The sequence below is a fragment of the Amaricoccus macauensis genome, assembly GCF_014201905.1.
Taxonomy (GTDB): domain Bacteria; phylum Pseudomonadota; class Alphaproteobacteria; order Rhodobacterales; family Rhodobacteraceae; genus Amaricoccus; species Amaricoccus macauensis.
The window spans coordinates 20,403-40,138 of the sequence record NZ_JACHFM010000006.1 but is presented as its reverse complement, the minus strand read 5'-3'; the positions used below and the strand labels follow the sequence as shown (position 1 = coordinate 40,138).

The following is a 19,736-nucleotide window of genomic DNA, read 5'->3' as shown; positions in this document are numbered from 1 at the left end:
TCGCACACCATGAACCAGATGTCGGAGACCAAGGCGCGCGTGAGGGCCCCGGAGACCCGTGGCAACTTCGGTGACGTCGATCCGGTGACCTTCGAGGTCCTGCGCAACACCTTCGAGTACGCCTGCAACCGCATGACGACGATCATGCAGCGCACGTCGTTCTCGCCGATCCTCGCGGACGTGCTCGACTTCTCGAACGCGGTCTACGACGCCAACCTGCAACTGCTGGCGCAGGCGGCGAACTGTCCGGTCCACCTCGCCGCCATGCAGTTCAGCGCGCAGGCGGCGGTGAAGCGCTTCCCCGTCGAGACGCTGAAGCCGGGCGACATCATCGCGTTGAACGACCCGTATCAGGGCGGCACGCACACCAACGACATCACCTTCACGATGCCGGTGTATCACGAGGGCGAACTTATCGGCTTCGCCGTCAGCCGAGGCCACTGGATGGATCTCGGCGGCGGTGCTGCGGGGGGCATGTCGTTCAGCACCCATGTGGCGGCCGAAGGGCTGCGGCTGCCGCCGATCAAGCTTTACGAGGGCTACAAGATCAATCGCGACTTCCTCGCGATCATCCTCAACAACACCCGCACGCCGCATTTCGTGGAGGGCGACCTGCAGGCCCACCTCGGCGCGCTCAAGGCCGCCGAGCAGGAGCTGCAGCGCGCGGCCGACCGCTATGGCCGGGAGACCGTCCAGTCCTGCATGCGCGAGCTGATCGGCTATACCGAGCGCATCATCCGCAAGAGCATCGAGGACATTCCGGACGGCACCTACACCGCCGAGGATTTCGCCGATACCGATGGCTTCTCGCCGAAGCCCGTGAAGGTGAAGGTGACGCTCCGGGTCAGGGGCTCGGAGATCGAGGTGGACTTCACCGGGTCGGATCCGACCTGCAAGGGCTCCATCAACTCGCCCTATGCCAACACGGCGTCGGCGGCCTACTATTCGCTGCAGTTCTTCCTCGCGCCGCATGCGCCGTCGAACGCCGGGATGTTCCGGCCGATCACTCTCAATATCCCCAAGGACAGCTGGCTGAACCCGTCCTGGCCGGCGCCGGTGATCGGTTGCACCACTGTCGCGTCGTCGAAGATCACGTCGGCGATCTGGCAGGCGCTGGCGCAGGCGATCCCCGACCGGGTGACGGGCTCCACGTGCTCGGAATGCAACTGGTTCGTTTCCTCGACGACCGACGCGCAGGGGCGGGCAGACGTCTTCTCCGATCTGCCCGCCGGCGGCTGGGGCGGCACGCCCTTCAATGACGGCATGTCGGTGACGATGGATCCGCTCGGCAACTGCATGAACATGATGGCCGAGACCGCCGAACTGCTTTTCCCGATCGAATACGAGAGCTTCGAGCTTCGGCCCGACTCCGCCGGTGCCGGCAGGTTCCGCGGCGGGCTCGGAGCGGTCTTCAAGGTTCGCTTCCTGCACGAGGGCGAGATGAACATGGAGACCTCGCGCACCCGGGAAGGCAGCCCCGGCGTCAACGGCGGCGGGCGGAGCGTGGTACAGCGTTCGAGCCACATCGCCCCGGACGGCTCGGCGACGGTGATCGGCGGGATTGCTCCCGATGGCACGTGGCGCAGTCCGCTGCTCTCGGGGCATCATTTCGGTCCCGACGAGGTCTTCATGTTCGAGAGCACCGGCGGCGGAGGCTGGGGTAACCCGCACGAGCGGCCGAAGGAGCGGGTCCTCGAGGACGTGCTCGACGGCTATGTCTCGCTCGAGCGGGCGCGCAGTGACTACGGCGTCGCGATCGACCCGGGCACACTGACGATCGACGAGGCCGAGACCGCTCGGCTCCGCGCCTGACCCTTTTCCCGCCGCCGAAAGGCCCGGCGGCGGGGCCCCTCCAATTGCCTGAATCCGGAGACGACCGATGACCTCTCTCTGGCTTGCCGAGATCGAAGGGCAGGGCGAGGCGCAGCCCGAGCTGACGGGCGATGTCCGGGCCGACGTGGCCATCGTCGGCGGCGGCTTCGTCGGGCTCTGGACGGCGATCCACCTGCGGCTGCTCGATCCTTCGTGCGACGTGGTGGTCCTCGAGAAGGGCCGTTGCGGACACGGCGCCTCCGGTCTCAACGGCGGCTTCGTCATGTCCTGGTGGCCGAAGATCGCGAGCCTGCTGAAGATCTGCGGTGCCGAGGATGCGGTGTGGCTCGCCGATCAGACCAGCGAGGCGGTGGGCGATCTCGGGCCGTTTCTCGACGCGCATCACATCGATGCCGAGTTCGTCCGGGCCGGCTGGCTCTGGACCGCGACGACGAAGGGCCATGTGGGCGCCTGGGAGAGTGTCGTGCGCACCGCCGAGCGGCTTGGGTGCGGCGATGTCTTCGAGCGCCTCGACCCCGACGAGGTGGCGCGGCGCACCGGCTCCGCGGCGCATCTCTCGGGTGTCTTCGAGCCGATGAATGGCACCATCCATCCGGCGAAGCTGGGGCTCGGGCTCGCCCGGATCGCGCGCGGGATCGGGGTGCGGATCTTCGAGAACACGCCGGCTGCGCTCGCTTCTCGCGGCTGTCCCGTCCGGCTCACGGCGCCGCGCGGCGCCGTGACGGCGGAGCGCGCGGTCATCGCCACGAATGCATGGGCGGCGACCGTGCCCGAGCTTGCCTCGCGCTTCATCTGCGTCACCAGCGCGGTGGTCGCGACCCCGCCGATCCCCGAACGGCTTGCGGAAATCGGCTGGACGGGCGGCGAGAGCATCACCGACTCTCAGACCACCGTCGATTACTACCGTACCACCCGGAGCGGGCGGATCGTCTTCGGCAAGGGCGGCGGTCGGCTTGGCTTTACCGGTGAGCCGGGGGACGCGGTGTTCCGTGACGCGGCGCTCATTGCCGCGGCTGAAGCCGATTTCCGCCGGGTCTATCCCACGCTCGCCGACGTGCCGATCGACCGGAGCTGGTCCGGTCCGATCGACCGCACCTATGACAGCCTGCCGCTCATCGGCCGCCTCGCCGGAGCGGAGCACATCTCGTACGGCGTCGGCTGGAGCGGCAACGGCGTCAATCCGAGCAAGATCGGCGGGCGCATCCTCGCGGGCCTCTCCCTCGGGCGGCGGGAGCGCTGGACGGAGAACGGCCTCGTCGACCGTCGGGCGCGCCGCTTTCCGCCGGAGCCGCTGCGCTTTCTCGGCGGCAACCTCGTCCTCAGCGCCGTGGGGCGGGCGGACATGGCAGAGATCGCCGGCCGCCGGCCCTCGGTGATCGACCGCAATCTCGCGCGGCTGGCGCCGGCCGGGCTGGAAGACAAGTGAGCGCCCGACCGGGCTGAAGCTCAGGACTTGCGGTCTCGCAGCAGCATCGGTCCGTACTCGATCAGGAACAGACCGAACGCCGCGATCCAGAGCCCGCCCGCGAGGTCGAGGAGCCACGACGCGGCGAAAACATCGGCCGCCGGCCGGGCCAGCGCCGCGGCGAAGAGGCAGGCGTAGGACGCGACCGTGATGCGCGAGGCGGTGAGTTCGTGCCGGGTGTGGCCGCGTGTCGCCCGTGTCATCACCGCGAGCATCATTCCGGCGATGCCGCCGACCAGCATCGGATGCATCGCGCCGGCGGGCGGCAGCCAGCCGACGGCGCCGGCCGCGAGGCTGAGAAAGCCGAGGACGAAGAACCCGAACGCGATGTGAAGGACGAGAAGCAGCGGCTCGGGCCACGTGGTGACCCCGCGCCAGCGCAGGAGCCGCCAGAGGACGACCCCGGCACCGGCGACACTGGCAACGGCCGCGGGAATGCCGGCGGGTGCCACGACCCAGACGAGCAGCGCCACGATGACGGCGCCGATGGCGATCCCGTCCTGACGGTTGAACGCCACTGGCAGGCGCTTTGCCCGCCGCATCGCCAGCCAGTTGCGGGTGAAGCTCGGGATGATGCGCCCGCCGATCACCATGACGAGGGTCACGTAACCCGCGAGGGCGGCGCGTTCGGCGATCTGGCCGGAGCCGGTCAGGATGACCTCCGCATGATAGCCGAGGTTCGCGAGGGCGATCACCGAGATCACGACGAGGACCTTCATGTCCTTGTATTTCCGCCCGGCGATCAGCTCGCGGGCGCAGACGGCGACGAGCACCGGCAGGAACAGCGCATCAATCGCCACCGCGGCCGTCACCCCGATCCACGGGGCGCCGAGCATGGCGAGCCGGCCTGCGAGCCAGAGGAGGGCGAGGGCCGCGAGCGGCGGACCCGACAGCGGCATCTGGCCGGTCCAGTTGGGGATCGCGGTCATCAGGAACCCCGCGACCACCGCCGAGGCGAAGCCGAAGAGCATCTCGTGTCCGTGCCAGGCGACCATCCCGTAGTCGCCGCCGAGCGGCAGGCCGCTCGTGAGGGCGGTGATCCAGAGGACCATCGCGACCACGGCGAAGACGCCTGCCCCAAGGAAGAACGGCCGGAATCCATAGGAGAGCAGCGCCGGGCCGGTGCGGCGCAGGCCGCGCGGAATGCCATGACGGCGGGGCGTGTCACCGGGCGCTTGCAGGGGCGCCGCAGGCGTGGTGCTGGACATCTCGGGTCTCCTTCAGGGGGCGGAACCTCTCGCCCGCCCCGTTCGTGGCGCCTACTGCCCGATCTTGGCGAAGGCCGCGTCGAAGCGCTCCTGCGCCTTCTTCGGGTTCTTCACGGCCTTGGCCGCCTCGAGGTTCGAGGACGGATCACCGACGACAATTAGCGCGACCATGCCCATGGGAACATGCGGCGTGCACTTCACGCCGTAAACGCCTTCCTCGGTGACGGTGAGGTCGTAGGCTTCATTCATCTTCGCCTTGAAGGGCTCGACACCGTCGGGAAGCATTCCCTTCACGCTCTCGACGTCGTGGCCCTTGTCGGTGGGAATGAAGTGGATGACGTCGCCGGGCTGGGCCTCGACGAAGCCGGGCTCGAACACCATCACGCCGTCGACGCCCTTGTTCAGCATCTTGACCTCGATGTCGGCGGCCGAAACCGCACCGGCAAGGGCCGTGGCGAGCGCAGCGGCCGCCGTGATCATTCCATAGAGTCTCATGTCGGTCTCCTTCGTGCGGAGCCGTCCGGGACCCCGCTCTTGGTGCGGACCACTGTCCGCGAGGCCGATGTAGGCGCCCGCCGGGATGTGGACGTTGCTCGGGCGCAAACTCGCCGCCCTTTGTGGGGGAGCCGCCGACTTTCCCGGAAAGTTTGCGATACCGCAAAGAATATCACGGAGTGAGAGCACAGAAATGTGAAATCCGACATGCGAGGAGGAGGAGGTGCGGAAGATGGAGGCCCTCAAGCGGCTGGCGGCGCTGCTGACGTTCGCTCTCTGCCTCGCACTGGGCAGCCTGGCGCAGGCGAAGACCCTCGGCGAGTTCCTCGCCGACGCCTCGCCCGCGGATCTCTTCCCCGGAGCCGCCAGCTTCGGCCCGGCCGAGGGAACCCCGCCGCTGGTGCCGGTGCTCGATGCCGGTGGCGAGCGGCTCGGCTGGGTCTATCTCAACACCGATTACACCACCTCGGTCGGCTATTCCGGCAAGCCGATCCGCATCCTCGTCGGCATCGATCCCGCCGGTACGGTGCGCGGGCTGAAGCTCGTGGAACATCACGAGCCGATCGTTCTCATCGGCATCCCCGAGCCAGAGGTGATGGCGGCGCTCAACGACCTGATCGGAACCGATCTCGGCAGCGTCGCGGCAGGTCAGGCAAAGCCGCCGCAGGTCGACATCGTCTCCGGCGCCACGGTCACCGTTCTGGTGATGGGCGACAGCGTGGTGCGCTCGGCGGTCAAGCTCATCCGCAGCGGCCGACTGAGTGGCGACGCGGCCACCGCCGCGGCACCGCTCGAAGTCAGGCGCGAGCTCGATCCGGCGAAGACCGAGGTGCGCGACTGGGCGAGCCTCGTCGGGGACGGGTCGGTCCGCAGCCTGCAACTGACGGTCGGCGAGGTGAGCCAGGCGTTCACCGAGGCCGGGCAGCCGGTCGCCGCGGCCCATCCGGAGACGGCGAACCCCGACGATCGCTTCATAGAGCTCTACGTCGCGCCGGTGTCGGTGCCCGCCATCGGGCGCAGCCTGCTCGGCGATGCCGCCTACGACCGTCTGGCGTCGAAGCTCCGGCCGGGGCAGGCCGCGATCCTCGTTGCCGGTGACGGCGCCTATTCCTTCAAGGGCTCGGCCTACGTCCGGGGCGGGATCTTCGACCGGATCGAACTGCTTCAGGACGGGCAGGGGATCCGCTTCCGCGACCGCAACCACTCGCGCCTGAACGCGATCGCCGCCGCGGGTGCCCCCCGGCTGAAGGAAATCGGGCTCTTCGTCGTGCCCGAGGACTTCGCCTTCGACGTGACCGAGCCGTTCGATATCCAGCTTCTGGTGCAGCGCGCGGCCGACGGCCGCGACAAGGCGACGATCCCCTTCGATCTCGGCTACACGCTGCCCGAGAGGTACCTGCTGCCGGCACCGCCGCCGCCCGCGCCCGCCGCCGTCGCCGCCGGGCCCGCCCCCGCGCCCGCCGGTCTCGCGGAGGAGGAGGAAGGTCCGCCGCTCTGGGTCTCGATCTGGGAGATGAACCGCGTCCAGATCGGCGTCGTCGTCGCCGCGCTCCTTGCGCTGACAGGCATCTTCTTCTTCCAGAACACGCTCGCGCGCCGGCCAAGGCTCCTGAAGGGCGTACGCTACACCTATCTCGCCTTCACCCTCGTCTGGCTCGGCTGGTACGCGCACACCCAGCTTTCCGTCGTCAACATCCTGACCTTCTTCAACGCGCTTGTGACCGGGTTCTCGTGGGAGTTCTTCCTCACCGCGCCGCTCGTCTTCATCCTGTGGGCGGCGGTTGCCGCGGGCCTGCTCTTCTGGGGACGCGGTCCCTTCTGCGGCTGGCTCTGCCCCTTCGGCGCGCTGCAGGAGTTCGCGAGCCTCGCCGCGAAGAAGCTGCGCATCCCGCAGATCCAGGTGCCTTGGTCGCTGCATGAGCGGCTCTGGCCGATCAAGTACATGATCTTCCTCGGCCTCTTCGGGCTTTCGTTCTACTCGCTCGCGCACGCCGAGAGGCTGTCCGAGGTGGAGCCCTTCAAGACCGCGATCGTGCTCCGGTTCGACCGCGAGCTGGTCTTCATCGGCATCGCGCTGCTGTGGCTGCTGCCCGGGCTCTTCATCGAGCGCTTCTTCTGCCGCTACGTCTGCCCGCTCGGCGCGGCGCTCGCGATCCCCGGCCGGCTCCGGATGTTCGAGTGGCTGAAGCGCTGGCCGGAATGCGGCTCGCCCTGCCACCGCTGCGCCAACGAGTGCCCGGTGCAGGCGATCCACCCGGAAGGTCAGATCAACGTCAACGAGTGCATTTACTGCATGCACTGTCAGGAACTCTACCACAGCGAAACCCGCTGCCCGCACATGATGGTCGTGAAGGCGCGGCGCGACAAGATCGCCGCCAGCAATGCGCCCTCCGCCCCGCCGGTCCTCCCCCGCGACCCTCGCCGCAAACCCGCTCACGCCCATTCCTGAGAGGAGACAGACCCGTGTCGACCGACGACCGCCTGCAGATCAACCGCCGCCAGCTCATCGGCAGCTCCGCGGCCATCGCCGCCACCGCCCCTGCCATCGGCGGCCTCGGCCTCATCGGCATCGGCTCGCCGGCATACGCCCAGGATGCGGCCGGATCGCCGCACGTGGAGCCGGGTGAACTCGACGAATACTACGTCTTCGTGTCGGGCGGCCAGTCCGGCGAAATCCGCATCGTCGGGCTCCCCTCCATGCGCGAGCTGATGCGCATCCCGGTCTTCAACCGCGACAGCGCGACCGGCTGGGGCCAGACCAACGAGAGCCGCCGGATCCTGACCGAGGGCCTGCTGCCAGAGAGCCGGGAGTTCCTCGCCGACAAGGGCGGGATCTACATGAACGGCGACCTGCACCACCCGCACCCGTCGCAGACCGACGGCACCTATGACGGACGCTACCTCTACGCCAACGACAAGGCGAACACCCGCGTCTGCCGCATCCGGCTCGACGTGATGAAATGCGACAAGATCATCCAGTTGCCGAACCAGCATACGGTGCACGGGCTGCGGGTGCAGAAGTACCCGCGCACGGGCTACGTCTTCGCGAACGGCGAGGATGGGGTGCCGCTGCCGAACGACGGCAAGATCCTTGACGATCCCAAGCAGTACTGGTCGATCTTCACGGCGGTCGACGGCGACACGATGGAAGTCGCCTGGCAGATCAAGGTGGACGGCAATCTCGACAACGTCGATGCCGACTATCAGGGCAAGTACTGCTTCGCCACCTGCTACAACTCGGAGGGGGGCGTCACGCTCGCGGACATGATGGCGGCGGACGAGGACTGGCTCGTCGTCTTCAACATTCACCGGATCGAGGAGGCGGTGCAGTCCGGCAAGGCCGAGATCATGAACGGCGTACCGGTGCTCGACGGCACGCACGGCTCGCCCTACACCCGCTACATCCCCGTGGCGAACGGTCCGCACGGCATCAACACCGCCCCGGACGGCATTCACATCGTGGCCAACGGCAAGCTGTCGCCGACCGTGACGGTCTTCGACGTGCGGCTCTTCGACGACCTCTTCGAGGACAAGATCGAGCCGCGCGCCACGGTCGTCGCCGAGCCGGAACTCGGCCTCGGGCCATTGCACACGGCCTATGACGGGCGGGGCAACGCCTATACCACGCTCTTCATCGACAGCCAGGTCTGCAAGTGGAACATCGACGACGCCAAGCGCGCCTTCCTCGGTGAGAAGGTCGACCCGATCCGGCAGAAGCTCGACGTCCACTATCAGCCGGGGCACAACCACACCTCCATGGGGCAGACCAAGGAGGCCGATGGCAAGTGGCTGATCTCGCTTAACAAGTTCTCCAAGGACCGGTTCCTGAACGTCGGGCCGCTGAAGCCGGAGTGTGACCAGCTCATCGACATCTCGGGTGACGAGATGAAGATCGTCCACGACAACCCCACCTTCGCCGAGCCGCACGACGCGACGATCGTGCATTCCTCGAAGATCAATCCGGTCTCGATCTGGGACCGGGCCGATCCGATGTTCGCGGATACGATCAAGCTCGCCGAGGCCGATGGCATCGACCTGATGCAGGCGGCTGACGTGATCCGTGATGGCGACAAGGTGCGGGTCTACATGACCTCCTCCGCGCCGGTGTTCAGCCTCGAGGCCTTCACGGTGAAGCAGGGCGACGAGGTGACCGTTGTCGTCACCAACATCGACGAAGTGGAGGACCTGACCCACGGCTTCGCGATCGTGAACTACGGCATCAACTTCGAGGTCGCGCCGCAGGCGACCGCCTCGGTCACGTTCAAGGCCGACAAGCCCGGTGTCTACTGGTACTACTGCGCCTGGTTCTGCCATGCGATGCACATGGAGATGAAGGGCCGCATGATGGTGGAGCCCGCCGCCGTATGACGTCTCGACTCGTCCTCCTCGCGCTCCTCTGCCTCGCCGGTCCGGCGTTCGCGGGCACGCGCACCCTCGTGCCCGGCGACGACGTGGCCGGGGCCGTGGCGGCGGCAGCGCCGGGGGACGAGATCGTGCTCGGGGCCGGAACCCACGCCGGCCCCGTAGAAGTCGACCGCGCCCTCACCCTGCGCGGCGAGCGGGGCGCTGCCCTTGTCGGCAACGACAGGGGCAGCGTCATCAACGTCACCGCTCCGGGCGTCACGGTCCGGGGCCTTGTCATCCGCGGCTCGGGCTCGGATCGCACCGGGATGGACGCGGGCGTCAATCTCGCGCGGGGCGCCGCCGGCGCGGTGGTCGAGGACAACGAGCTCATCGGCAACCTGCATGGCATCCGCATCCAGGGCGCCCGCGACGCCATCGTTCGCGGCAACCGCATCACCGGGCGCACGGGCCGCCAGTCGGAGGCCGGCAACGGCGTCTCGGTCTGGAACGCACCCGGCGCGCTGGTCGAGGGCAACACGATCCGCCTCGGCCGAGACGGCATCTTCTCGAACGCCTCGAAGAAGGACATCTTCCGCGGCAACCGGATGGAGAAGACCCGCTTCGCCATCCACTACATGTACACCAACGACAGCGTCATCGCGGACAACGTCTCGGTCGACAACACGGTTGGCTATGCGATCATGTTCTCCGACCGGCTGGAGATCACCGGCAACGTCTCCGACGGCGACCGCGACCACGGCTTGCTCCTGAACGCCGCCAACAAGTCCGGGATCCGCGACAACCGCGTCATCGGCCGCGAACTGCCCGCGGCCCGCTGGTTCACCGGCGAGGCAGGGGGCGCCAGCGACGGGATGCCCGGCTCGGACGCGGCCAGCGATGCCGCACCAGAGCCGGGCGGATCGCGCCTCGGGCCGGAGAAGTGCCTCTTCGTCTACAACGCCAACCGCAATTCCATCGCCGACAACCGCTTTGACGGGTGCGGCATCGGCATCCACTTCACCGCGGGCTCCGAGGGCAACAAGGTCACGGGCAATGCCTTCATCGGCAACGTGACACAGGTGAAATACGTCGGCACCCGCACCCTCGACTGGTCGGTGGAGGGGCGCGGCAACTTCTGGTCCGACAATCCCGCCTTCGACCTCGACGGCGACGGCATTGCCGATGCGGCCTACCGCCCGAACGACATCATCGACCGGGTGATGTGGACCGCCCCGCAGGCGCGTCTGCTGGTCACGAGCCCGGCGGTGCAGGTGATCCGCTGGGCGCAGTCCCGCTTTCCCGCAACCCTCCCCGGTGGCGTACTGGACAGTGCGCCACTCATGTCTCCGCCGGAGGCCACGCCATGATGAAGACGGTCGCTCTCGAGGGTGTCACCAAGCGCTACGGCTCGGTTGTCGCGGTGCGCGACCTCGATCTCGCGCTTCATGCCGGCGAGACCGTGGCGCTCGTCGGGCATAACGGGGCCGGCAAGACCACGCAGATCAAGATGATGCTGGGCCTCGCGCGACCGACCAGCGGCAGCGTGCGCCTGCTCGGGTTCGACCCGTCCACCGCCGCTTCCTCCATCCGCGCGCAGGTCGGGTACCTGCCGGAAAGCGTGTCGTTTCACCTCGCGCTCACCGGCCGTGAGACCCTCGGCTTCTACGCCCGTCTGAAGGGTCTCGACTCGCGCAGCCTTGACCCGGCGCTTGCCGAAGTCGGCCTGATCGGTGCCGCCGACCGGGCGATCGGCACCTATTCCAAGGGAATGCGGCAGCGGCTCGGTCTCGCGCAGGCGCTGCTCGGCCACCCCCGCGTGCTGATCCTCGACGAGCCGACCAGCGGCCTCGACCCGGCGTTGCGGCGCGAGTTCTACGCGATCGTCTCGGCCCGGGCCTCCGAGGGGGCGACGGTCCTTCTCGCGAGCCACGCCCTGACCGAGCTTGAGGGCCGCGCCCACCGCGTCGTGATCCTGAACCAGGGCCAGAAGATCGCCGACGGCACCCTTGACGATCTCCGCAGCGCTGCTCGCCTGCCGGTCAGCGTGCGGATCCGGCCGGTGGGCCGCTTCGCCGCCATCGGCTGGCGCCGCCTCGCTGACGGCAGTTTCGAGACCGAGGTGGCGGCAGGCGGCAAGCTGCCGCTGCTCGCATGGCTCCTGAGCGATGCCAGCGCGATCGCCGATCTCACCATCACCGAGCCGACGCTCGACGATCTTTACGCCCACTTCCTGCGCCGCGAGGCCGCCTGATGACCGTCACGACCAACACTGACGCCCTTCCCCGTGTCCGCCTCCAGCTGGAGCGTTCGATGCCGACGATCCTGACGCTCGCCGCGAAGGAAGTCCGGGAGGGCATTCGCAATCGGTGGGTGCTCGCAACGACCCTGCTGCTCGCAGCGCTCGCGCTGACGCTCGCGCTTCTCGGCAGCGCCCCCACCGGCACGGTCGGGGCGAGCCGGCTCGATGTGGTGACGGTCAGCCTCGCGAGCCTCACGATCTTTCTCGTGCCGCTGATCGCGCTGCTCCTCTCCCACGACGCCATCGCCGGCGAGGCGGAACGCGGTACGCTGCTCCTGCTCCTCGCCTATCCGGTCGGGCGCACGGCGGTGATCCTGGGGAAGTTCCTCGGCCAGCTCGCGATCCTCGGGTTCGCGACCACCTTCGGCTACGGCGCCGCCGCGCTCGTCGTCGGCTGGAATCTCGGCGCCGCCGCATGGGGCGCCTTCGCCGCGATGGTCGCCGCGTCGGTCCTGCTCGGCGCGGTCTTTCTCGCCCTCGGCCTGCTCGCGAGCACGCTGGTCCGGCAGCGTTCGACCGCCGGCGGCATCGCCATCGGCCTCTGGCTGTTCTTCGTCCTGATCTATGACATGGCCTTTCTCGGGCTTCTCGTGGCGAGTGGTGGCCACAGCCTGCCGCCGCTGCTGATCGACGCGTTGCTGGCGCTGAACCCCACGGACGCCTATCGGCTCCTGACCCTCGGCATGGCCGGCACCGGCAGCCTGACCGGCATCGGTGCCCTTGCCGGCCACACCGCCCTGACGCCGCCGATCCTCGTCGCGGTGCTGCTCGCCTGGACCGCGGCGCCGCTTGCGCTCGCCACCAGCGTCTTCGCCCGGAGGGAGCTCTGATGCCGCATGCGACCCTGCCCGCGCTTCTCGGCGGCCTTGCGCTTCTCGCGCTGGCCGCCTGCAAGGAGGAGGCCGGGAAGCCGGCGGCGCACACGCTGACCGACGATGCGATCGGGCGGTACTGCGGGATGATGCTGACCGAGCATGAGGGGCCGAAGGGCCAGATCCTGCTCGACGGCGTCGACGAACCGGTCTGGTTCTCGTCCGCCCGCGACACGCTTGCCTTCACTGTCCTGCCCGAGGAGCCGAAGGACATCGCCGCGATCTATGTCTCGGACATGGGCGCCGCGCCAAGCTGGGCCGAGCCCGGCGTTGACAACTGGACCGACGCGAAGACCGCGAGTTTCGTCGTCGGGAGTAACGTGGAGGGCGGCATGGGCGGCACGGAGACCGTGCCCTTCGCCGACAGGGAAAAGGCCGAGGCGTTCGCCCGGGAGCATGGCGGCGAAGTCGTCGCCTTCGAAGCGGTCGCGACCGAGGCCATTCTCACCCCGCACGGGGAGCCTGAGCCGGAGGAGGCGCAGCATGACCACTGAGGCTTTCACGCGTCGTCGCACCCTCGGCCTGCTGGCCGCAGCCGCGGGCCTGCCCCTCGTCCTTCGGGCCAGCCGCGCCACGGCGGAGGTCGTGACGTGGCACGGGCGGGCGCTGGGCGCCCCCGCGACGCTCGTCCTGCACCACCCCGATCGCACGGTGGCAGAGCGGCTGGTGGCGGCCTCGGTCGCCGAGCTGGAGCGGCTCGAGAGCGTCCTCAGCCTCTACCGTCCCGAAAGCGCGGTGTCGGAGCTGAACCGGGTCGGCGCGCTTGCCGCGCCGCCGGCGGAGCTCGTGGCGATCCTTGACGACTGCCGTCGCTTCCACGCGGCGACCGGGGGTGCGTTTGATCCGACCGTGCAGCCGCTCTGGCGGCTCTACGCCGGGCACTTCGCCGCTGGCGGCAGCCCGGCCGGCCCGGCGCCTGCCGACGTCATCGCGGCGCGTGGCAAGGTCGGGCTCGATGCGGTCAGCGTCAGCCCCGAGCGCATCGCCTTCGCGCGGCCCGGCATGGCGCTGACGCTGAACGGAATTGCGCAGGGCTGGATCACCGACCGCATCGCCGAGCGGTTGCGCGCGGCGGGCGTCACCTCGACCCTCGTCGACATGGGCGAGATCCGCGGGATAGGGCCGCATCCGTGGCAGGTGGGGATTGCCGGCACCGACGAGGTCGTGGCCCTGACCGACCGGGCGATCGCGACATCGTCGCCGCAGGGCTTCGCGTTCGATGCGGCCGGGCGCTTCACCCACATCATCGATCCGCGGACCGGCGCCACTCCGGCACGGTTCTCCCGCGTGACGGTGACCGCCCCGAGCGCGGCCGCGGCCGATGCCCTCTCGACCGGCCTCGCCATCGCGGCCGAGCTGCCGGTGATGCCGGGCGTCAGCGTCGAGCGGGTGGCGTCATGAGGCGCGGCTGAAGCGTCCGCCGGCCGCGAGGTAGCGGTCGAAGGCGCTCGCGATGATCCGGGTCAGCGGTCGCCCGGCGGGCAGGATCGAGAGCCCGCCGGCATCCGCCTCGACGAGATCGCCGAAGCGCGCGCCCGCCGCCAGCACATCGGCCGCCAGCACATCGGAGCCAAGCCTGTCGCCGTCCTGGCCGAGGGCCGCCAGATCGAGGCGGAAGTCGCAGAGCAGCATCTCGATGGCGCGGGCGCGCAGGCGGTCCTCGGCGTCGAGGGCGTGGCCGCGGCTTCCCGCCAGCGCTCCGGTCGCGATGCGGGCGGCCCAGGCGTTGGTCGCGGCGGCGTTCTGCACATAGCCTTGCGGGAAGCGCGAGATCGACGAGGCGCCGAGGCCGATCAGCGTCGGCCGGTCGTCGTCGGTATAGCCCTGAAAATTGCGCCGCAGGTGACCGGTGCGCGCCGCGCGATCGAGCCCGTCGCCCGGCCGGGCGAAATGGTCGATGCCGATGCGGCGGAACCCCGCGGCCTCGAACCCCTCGGCGGCGAGGGCCGCGAGACGGACCCGGGCGAGATCGTCGGGAAGCGTCGCCTCGGAGATCAGCTTCTGGCGCTTCGAGACCCACGGGACATGGGCGTAGCCGAAGATCGCCAGCCGGTCGGGCGCGAGCGCCAGTACCTTCTCGACGGTCTCGGCGAGGCGCGCCTCGGTCTGGTGCGGCAGTCCGTAGACCAGATCGGCGTTGAGCGACGCGACACCGGCGGCGCGAACGGCATCGACGGTGGCCCGGGTTTCCTCCCAGCTCTGCAACCGGCCGATCGCCTGCTGGACCTGCGGGTCGAAGTCCTGAATGCCTAGGCTGACCCGCGTCAGCCCTTCCTCGGCGAGCGCGTCGATCTTGGCGCGATCGACCAGCGTCGGGTCGATCTCGACGGAGAAGTCGCAGGTCCCGGCGGGCGGGATCACGTCGCGGATCGCGCTGGCAAGGCGGTGGATGAGCGCGGGCGGCAGGATCGTCGGCGTGCCGCCGCCCCAGTGCAGGCGGCTCATGCGGACGCCCGCGGGCAAGCGGGCGGCGACGAGCGCAAGTTCGGTCTCGAGCGCGTCCACGTAGCTCTCGACCGGGGCGAGGGTCTTCGTCCCCTGCGTGTGGCACGCGCAGTACCAGCAGAGGCGCTCGCAGAAGGGGATGTGCACGTAGACCGAAACCGGCGTGGCCGGATCGACGGCGCCGAGCCACTGCCCCTGCGCCGCCGCGCCGACGTGCGGCGTGAAGTTCGGCGCGGTCGGATAGCTGGTGTAGCGCGGCACGCGGCTGTCGAAGAGGCCGAGTTCGGCGAGGCGTTCGAGGTTTTCCATGCCCCTCTTTTCGCCCGGTGCGGCGTCACCGTCCTTGTGCGATGTCAAGCTTTCGGCGTCTCGTCGGCCTTTGCCATCAGCCGGCGTAGGTGCCGGGCAAAGGCCCATGCCGCCGGCACGCCGATGACGAGGCCGCCGACGACCGACCAGTTGGGGGTGAGCACCGGCACCCCGACCCAGCTCAGGATCAGCGACAGGAAGAAGAGGTTCACCGCGGCGGCGCCGGCGGCGAAGGGATAGACCGCGGCGAGGAGCCGCCAGCCCGGCCTCAGCGACGGCTGATCAGCCATTGCGCGGCTGCGAGGGTGACAACGAGGCCGACCGCGGCGAGGGCGTAGGAGACGGCGGCCGCGCCGGTCTCTCCCTGCGGCACCGGCCGCTCGAACGCCTCGGCGAGGACGGGACCGGGCAGGACGACGAGGAGCGTGAGGAGGCGGCGCATGGGTCAGGTCTCCATTGTCAGGGTCTGGTAGATCTCGGGCAGCGCCCGGGGCAGGCGGCTCGGGTCCGGCAGCAGGGTGAAGCCGCCGCGGCCGAAGATGCGGGCGAACCAGTCCTGCCCGTCGGTATCGACGACGATCCCGTGCACCGAGTGGCCGAGCGCGCGGGCTTCGCGCACCGCCATGCGGCTGTCCTCGATGCCGTGGGTGCCCTCGTAGTGGTCGAGGTCGTTCGGCTTGCCGTCGGTCAGTACGATGAGCAGGCGGCGCGCGGCGGTCTCGTCGGCGAGCTTCGCCGAGGCGTGGCGGATGGCGGCACCGAGCCGGGTATAGTGCCCGGGCCGGAAGCCGCCGATGCGCGCGGTGACGGCTGGCCCCATCGGTTCGTCGAAGCGCTTCGCGCGGGTCAGGTACACCCGGTCGCGGCGGAGCGAGGCGAAGCCCCAGATCCCCAGCCGGTCGCCGGCGGTGTCGATGCCCGCGGCGAGGGCCGCGAGGGCGTGGCGGGCGGTGTCGATGACCGATCCATCGCCGATCGCGGCTTCGGTCGAGCGCGAGCAGTCCATGAGGAAGGCAACGGAGAGATCACGCGCGCTCTTGCGCGAGGATTGCCAGATGCGGTCGCTGCCGCTCGACCCGGCGCGGATCGCGATCCGGCTCGCCACTGCGGCGTCGAGGTCGAGATCGTCGCCGTCGATCTGCCGCGACAGCATCACCCGGCGCGGGTGCAGGGGCTCGAACTGGCGGCGAACCCGCGCGATGAGGCGGGCATCCGGGATGAAGCCCGCGCCGGGCTCGCCCTCGGCCTCGAGCACGCAGGTATGGTCGGGCATCAGGGCACGGGTGCGGTGGTTCCACTCCGGGTAGGTGAAACGCCCGGCCAGCCGCTCGTGGTCCACGTCCTGCGGCGCGAGGTCGAGGCTCAGCCTCAGGCGCGACGCGGCGCGGCGCACGTGCTCGGAGAGGGTGATGTGGTCCTGATCATCGGCTGCCTTCTGGGCGTTCTCCGCGTCGTCGTCGTCGGTGGTGCGGTTGAGGTTCAGGCTCTCCGCCCAGGACATGATCGCTTCGAAGCGGTGGATGATGAAGCTGTCAGTGCGGCTCGCCTGGTCGCGGTCCTCGCGCTTCGCGCTCTTGCGGGTGCTGACCGGCAGCGAGGGGGCGGGTGTGTCGTCCGCGTCCGGCGCGGGGGCGCGGCCGGCTTCGATCCGCGTGAGGCGGAGCAGGATCGGCACCGGCGCCCAGGTGTGATAGCCGCGCGGCGCCGGGCCGACGGGCAGAACCCCGGGCTCGCCGCTGCCGAGGATCGCGCCGATGATCGCCTCCACCTGGGCCTCGGTCCTCGGCAGCGATCCCCGTCGCCGCCCCACCCGGAGTGCGACGGACATCGTTTCGTGCTCGGTCACGAGACCGGGACAGAGGTGCAGCGCCCGGCGGGACGCCTTCGCAAGCGCGGCGAGTTCGGCGAGATCGGCGAGGAGCGGATCGGACTCGGGCTCCGGCAACTCGACGCAGGCGGCGAGTGTCGCGAGCCAGAGATAGGCGGCGCGGTTCAGCGACGGATCCTGGAACGCGTCGATCTCCGGTGGCAGGCGCAGCCGGTCGCCGGAGAAATCGGCGACGTGGGCCATCTCGCGCCGCGCGCCGACCTCGGGACCGCGCCGGTGGCCGGGCGTGCTGGACGGGGCCTCGACGATTTCGGTCGCGGCCGCTCCGCCGAGGGCACGGAAGAGAGCGGCGACGCTCGGGCGCATCTGCTCGAACCGGGCGGCGGACCCGACACGAGCCGCCGGCCCGCGTGTCGTCCAGTCGTGCCAGAGGTTTCCGACGGTCTCCTCCGGCTCCATCAGGTCGCGCGGGCGGATCATCGCGCGTGCTACCCGTAGACCGAGGCGGCGACGTCGCGCAGCGCCTGTTGCACGTCGGCCTCATCGCTCAGGGGCGCGACGATGGCGGTCTCGATCGCCCGGTCCACGCGCATGCCGCCGGCGATCAGCGTGGCAGCATAGACGAGAAGCCGGGTCGAGACGCCTTCCTCCAGATCCATTCCCGAAAGCTTGCGGATGTGGCCGCCGAGGCGGACGAGCGCGCCGGCACGGGCCGGGTCGAGACCGGTCTCGGCGACGAGGACCGCTGTCTCGGTGGCAGGGTCGGGAAAGCCGAAGCCGATCGAGACGAACCGCTGCCGGGTCGAGGGCTTCAGCTTCTTCAGGATCGACTGGTAGCCGGGATTGTACGAGGCGACGAGCATGAAGGATGCCGGCGCATCGAGCTCCTCCCCCGTCCGGTCGATGACCAGCCTGCGCCGGTCATCGGTCAGCGGGTGGAGGACGACAGTGACGTCCTTGCGCGCCTCCACCACCTCGTCGAGGTAGGCGATGCCGCCCGCCCGCACCGCCCGGGTGAGCGGCCCGTCCACCCACTCGGTCTCGCCCCCCTTCAGCAGGTAGCGCCCGATCAGGTCCGCCGCCGAGAGGTCGTCATGGCAGGCGACGGTGAAGAGCGGCAGCCCGAGGCGGGCGGCCATGTGCTCGACGAACCGGGTCTTGCCGCAGCCGGTCGGCCCTTTCAGGAGCAGCGGCAGGCCGTGGCGGTGGGCCGCCTCGAACACCGCGCACTCGTCGGCGACGGGACGGTAGAACGGAGCGGCGGGGGTGGGAGCGAGCGCGTTCATCGTCACTCTCCGGGTACGGCGACCGGGCCGGGATCGATGATCTCACGCCGGACGACGAGCTGGCTGTAGATGAAGATGAGCGCCCCGACGACCACCGCGAGCCCGGCGCCGAAGCGCATCAGGTAGAAGAGCCCGAGCTGGTCCTGCACCTCCATGAAGGTCATTCCCATCACCCGCTGCAGGTGGGTCTGGACAACGCCGGCGAAGGTGAGCGTGAAGGTCATGAACGCCATGCCGCTCGTCATCAGCCAGAAGGAGACCATGTTCAGCACCTGATTGTAGGGTGCGCGGCCGCGCAGCACCGGCATGGCGAAGGTGATCATCGCGAGGTTCAGCATCACGTACGCGCCGTAGAACGACAGGTGCCCGTGGGCGGCTGTCACCTGGGTGCCGTGGGTGTAGTAGTTCACCCCGTGGATCGTGTGCATGAAGCCCCACACGCCGGCACCGAAGAAGGCGACGACCGAGCATCCGAGCGACCAGAGGAGGGCGGCCTTGTTCGGGTGGTTCTTGCGGCCCTTCCAGACCATGACGAAGGCGAAGCTCATCATCGCGAAGAATGGCACCACCTCGAACATCGAGAAGATCGTGCCGGTCCACTGCCAGTAGCCGGGCGTGCCGATCCAGAGATAGTGGTGGCCGGTGCCGAGGATGCCGGAGAAGAGCGCGGTCGAGACGATGACATAGAGCCACTTCTCGATGACCTCGCGGTCGACGCCCGTCAGCTTCAGCATGAGATAGCCGAGGATCGCCGCCATCACGAGTTCCCAGGTCGCTTCGACCCAGAGATGCACGACGAACCACCAGTAGAGCTTGTCCAGCCCGAGGTTCACCGGGTTGATGATCGCGAAGACCCAGAGCAGCGACAGGAGCCAGAGGCCGAGGAGCAGGATGTTGGTGATCGCGGTCTTTCGCCCCGCGAGCGCGGTCATCGAGACGTTGACGAGGAAGATCACCGCCGCCACGAAGATGCCGTACTTTACCCAGAGCGGTTGCTCGAGGAATTCGCGCCCGCCGTGGATGCCAATGAGATAGCCGGCGACCGCGGCGAGGGTGCCGACGACGAGAATCGCGAGCTGCACGTAGGCGAGCATCGGCGAGAAGAGTTCGCGTTCCGCTTCCTCGGGCAGCAGGTAGTAGGTGGCTCCGAAGAAGCCGAGGAGCAGCCACACGATCAGCGCATTCGTGTGGATCATCCGGATGACGTTGAACGGCACCGCCTCGGAGAGCGTGTTCGGTGAAACGTAGACCCAGCCGGCGAGAAGCCCGCCGAGTACCTGGATCGCGAAGAGGCCCATTGCCACGTAGAAGTATGCGAGGGCGACTTTCTGGGACTGGTACTTCATTTCTCT

Annotated in this window: 17 protein-coding genes; 9 read left to right on the top strand and 8 right to left on the bottom strand. The window is 69.2% G+C overall.

Annotated features, from left to right (window positions below):
* Positions 1 to 9: 9 nt before the first annotated feature.
* Together HNP73_RS20905 and HNP73_RS20900 are read left to right on the top strand one after the other, a co-directional pair.
* Entirely contained in the window at positions 10 to 1,812 is a 1,803-nt protein-coding gene (locus tag HNP73_RS20905; protein ID WP_221288943.1) for a hydantoinase B/oxoprolinase family protein, read from the top strand.
* Positions 1,813 to 1,879: 67 nt separating this feature from the next.
* Positions 1,880 to 3,259, top strand: coding sequence for an NAD(P)/FAD-dependent oxidoreductase (locus HNP73_RS20900; RefSeq protein WP_184154799.1), 1,380 nt, complete (start codon positions 1,880 to 1,882; stop codon positions 3,257 to 3,259).
* Positions 3,260 to 3,279: 20 nt separating this feature from the next.
* Here HNP73_RS20900 and HNP73_RS20895 read toward each other — a convergent pair whose 3' ends face one another.
* Both HNP73_RS20895 and HNP73_RS20890 read right to left on the bottom strand, forming a co-directional pair.
* Entirely contained in the window at positions 3,280 to 4,506 is a 1,227-nt protein-coding gene (locus tag HNP73_RS20895) for an NnrS family protein (RefSeq protein WP_184154796.1), read from the bottom strand.
* 51 nt (positions 4,507 to 4,557) lie between these two features.
* Positions 4,558 to 5,001: a pseudoazurin gene (locus HNP73_RS20890; RefSeq protein ID WP_184154793.1), complete on the bottom strand. Its 444-nt coding sequence runs from the start codon at positions 4,999 to 5,001 to the stop codon at positions 4,558 to 4,560.
* Between the two features lie 232 nt (positions 5,002 to 5,233).
* Here HNP73_RS20890 and HNP73_RS20885 point away from each other — a divergent pair, with 232 nt between their 5' ends.
* The 7 genes from HNP73_RS20885 to HNP73_RS20855 are packed head-to-tail and all read left to right on the top strand — an operon-like array spanning position 5,234 to position 13,917.
* Positions 5,234 to 7,450, top strand: coding sequence for a NosR/NirI family protein (locus tag HNP73_RS20885; protein ID WP_184154790.1), 2,217 nt, complete (start codon positions 5,234 to 5,236; stop codon positions 7,448 to 7,450).
* A 14-nt stretch (positions 7,451 to 7,464) separates the two neighbouring features.
* Positions 7,465 to 9,369, top strand: a complete 1,905-nt coding sequence (gene nosZ, locus HNP73_RS20880; protein WP_184154787.1) for a TAT-dependent nitrous-oxide reductase — start codon at positions 7,465 to 7,467, stop codon at positions 9,367 to 9,369.
* On the top strand, positions 9,366 to 10,712 hold the full coding sequence (locus HNP73_RS20875) for a nitrous oxide reductase family maturation protein NosD (protein ID WP_184154784.1): 1,347 nt from the start codon (positions 9,366 to 9,368) through the stop codon (positions 10,710 to 10,712). Before nosZ ends, HNP73_RS20875 begins: the two co-directional genes overlap by 4 nt.
* Positions 10,709 to 11,596: an ABC transporter ATP-binding protein gene (locus HNP73_RS20870; RefSeq protein WP_184154781.1), complete on the top strand. Its 888-nt coding sequence runs from the start codon at positions 10,709 to 10,711 to the stop codon at positions 11,594 to 11,596. The genes HNP73_RS20875 and HNP73_RS20870 overlap by 4 nt, the downstream gene beginning before the upstream one ends.
* A complete protein-coding gene (locus tag HNP73_RS20865) occupies positions 11,596 to 12,474 on the top strand; it encodes an ABC transporter permease subunit (RefSeq protein WP_246400012.1) in 879 nt (292 codons plus the stop codon). Before HNP73_RS20870 ends, HNP73_RS20865 begins: the two co-directional genes overlap by 1 nt.
* On the top strand, positions 12,474 to 13,010 hold the full coding sequence (locus tag HNP73_RS20860; RefSeq protein WP_184154778.1) for a nitrous oxide reductase accessory protein NosL: 537 nt from the start codon (positions 12,474 to 12,476) through the stop codon (positions 13,008 to 13,010). The genes HNP73_RS20865 and HNP73_RS20860 overlap by 1 nt, the downstream gene beginning before the upstream one ends.
* Complete coding sequence (locus tag HNP73_RS20855; protein WP_184154775.1) at positions 13,000 to 13,917, top strand: FAD:protein FMN transferase; 918 nt, start codon at positions 13,000 to 13,002, stop codon at positions 13,915 to 13,917. Before HNP73_RS20860 ends, HNP73_RS20855 begins: the two co-directional genes overlap by 11 nt.
* On the opposite strand, the gene hemN is transcribed toward HNP73_RS20855, so the two are convergent.
* The 6 genes from hemN to HNP73_RS20825 are packed head-to-tail and all read right to left on the bottom strand — an operon-like array spanning position 13,912 to position 19,730.
* Entirely contained in the window at positions 13,912 to 15,270 is a 1,359-nt protein-coding gene (hemN, locus tag HNP73_RS20850) for an oxygen-independent coproporphyrinogen III oxidase (RefSeq protein ID WP_184154772.1), read from the bottom strand. The two genes, HNP73_RS20855 and hemN, sit on opposite strands and share 6 nt — an antisense overlap.
* Positions 15,271 to 15,314: 44 nt before the next feature.
* Positions 15,315 to 15,560, bottom strand: a complete 246-nt coding sequence (locus tag HNP73_RS20845; protein ID WP_184154769.1) for an NnrT protein — start codon at positions 15,558 to 15,560, stop codon at positions 15,315 to 15,317.
* Entirely contained in the window at positions 15,539 to 15,712 is a 174-nt protein-coding gene (locus HNP73_RS20840; RefSeq protein ID WP_184154765.1) for a hypothetical protein, read from the bottom strand. Before HNP73_RS20840 ends, HNP73_RS20845 begins: the two co-directional genes overlap by 22 nt.
* 3 nt (positions 15,713 to 15,715) lie before the next feature.
* The gene (locus HNP73_RS20835; RefSeq protein WP_184154763.1) at positions 15,716 to 17,578 is read right to left on the bottom strand and encodes a nitric oxide reductase activation protein NorD; all 1,863 of its coding nucleotides are present in this window, start codon (positions 17,576 to 17,578) and stop codon (positions 15,716 to 15,718) included.
* Between the two features lie 8 nt (positions 17,579 to 17,586).
* Positions 17,587 to 18,384, bottom strand: coding sequence for a CbbQ/NirQ/NorQ/GpvN family protein (locus HNP73_RS20830; protein WP_184154760.1), 798 nt, complete (start codon positions 18,382 to 18,384; stop codon positions 17,587 to 17,589).
* A gap of 2 nt (positions 18,385 to 18,386) precedes the next feature.
* Positions 18,387 to 19,730, bottom strand: a complete 1,344-nt coding sequence (locus HNP73_RS20825; RefSeq protein WP_184154757.1) for a cbb3-type cytochrome c oxidase subunit I — start codon at positions 19,728 to 19,730, stop codon at positions 18,387 to 18,389.
* Positions 19,731 to 19,736 lie beyond the last annotated feature (6 nt).